1 protein-coding gene and 1 pseudogene are annotated in these 1,318 nt (G+C 70.4%); both read left to right on the top strand.

The features are described from left to right. Positions 1-525 (top strand): SCO6880 family protein (locus AB0N07_RS51200; RefSeq protein WP_365847880.1); only part of this gene is annotated, 525 nt, incomplete at its 5' end. Then, positions 525-1,318: pseudogene (locus AB0N07_RS51195) on the top strand (ATP-binding protein); the annotation flags it as partial. The gene AB0N07_RS51200 and the pseudogene AB0N07_RS51195, both read left to right, overlap by 1 nt.

Genomic DNA, 1,318 nt, shown 5'->3' with positions numbered 1-1,318 from the left:
GCGCCCTCAAGTGCGGGACCGATGGCCGTGGAGGTTCATGCGGGCCACATGGTCACGGACGGGAACTACCACCGCACCTACAAGGTCTCCGAGCTGCCGCAGAACCTGGCCCGGCTGGGGTTCCTGGACGAGCTGGTGTTCGCCGGGGACTTCCGGCACACGGTCTCGGTGTTCCTGGCACCGGTGGAGCGTGGGGCCGCGGTGCGGTCCGTGCAGCGGCGCAAGACGGACTGGCACACGAACTCGCGGCTGATGAACAAGCTCGGTCGCATCGGTTCGTTGGAACATGACCAGTCCCTGGAGGACGTCGAGCGCGAGGAGGCCGAGCTGCGGCGTCGGCACACGGGCGTGGAGGTCGTCGTGCTGGTCACGGTGACCGGGTCCTCGCGGTCCGAGCTGGAGTCCGCGGCGGCGGAGGTCATGACCGCCGGGATCACGGCCGGGTGCGAGCTGCGCCCGGTGTGGATGGAGCAGGATGCGGCGTTCGTGGCCGGTGCCCTGCCGTTCGGAAGGATGAAGCTCTGATGCGTGAGGAACCGAAGGTCGATCTGTTCCAGATCATCGAACCGGGCAAGGACGAAGCCCGAGAGGCCAAGCGTGCGGCCCGGGAGCTGGAGCGAGGCCAGCGGGCGCTGCGGAAGGCGCTGGCCGCGCAGGCTAAGGAGGTGCGGTTCCCTCAGCCGCAGTGGGGCAAGGCCGGACCGCGCGGGGCACGGCAGCTGCGGGGGTTGCGCACGCTGGCCCCTCGGCCGGTCCGTACGACGACGCACACGGCCTCGACGGCGTACCCGTTCGTGGCCGGCCCCGGTCTGGGTGCGCGTGGGCTGATGATCGGCAAGGACATGCACGGCGGCGGCGCGTTCTGCTTCGACCCGTGGGCGCTCTATGAGGCCGGGATCATCTCGGGCATGTCGATGATGCTGTTCGGTCAGGTGGGCACCGGGAAGTCGTCGCTGGCCAAGTCGCTGGCGGTGCGGCAGGTGCTGGCCGGGCGCAAGCTCTCGGTGGCCTCGGACAAGAAGGGCGAGTGGACCCGTGTGGTCAAGGGCCTGGGTGGGTCGGTGATCCAGGTCGGCCCTGGCCTGGACACGCGCCTGAACCCGCTGGACCCGGGCACCCGGCCCTCGACGGACGTTCAGGGCGAGCCGATGACGGACCGGGCGTGGGCCTCGATGGTGCGGACTCGGCGCATGTCCATCTTGGTGGCCCTGGTGAAGATCCTCACCGACCGGGACATGACCTCTCCCGAGCACCACGTGCTCTCGGCGGGCCTGGACGCGGCCGTGGCGGTCGCGGACGCCGAGGGGCGTCCGCCGAT

Source organism: Streptomyces sp. NPDC051172 (genome assembly GCF_040682555.1).
Lineage (GTDB): Bacteria > Actinomycetota > Actinomycetes > Streptomycetales > Streptomycetaceae > Streptomyces.
The sequence above is the reverse complement of the archived record's forward strand: the minus strand, read 5'-3'. Positions and strand labels throughout refer to the sequence as shown.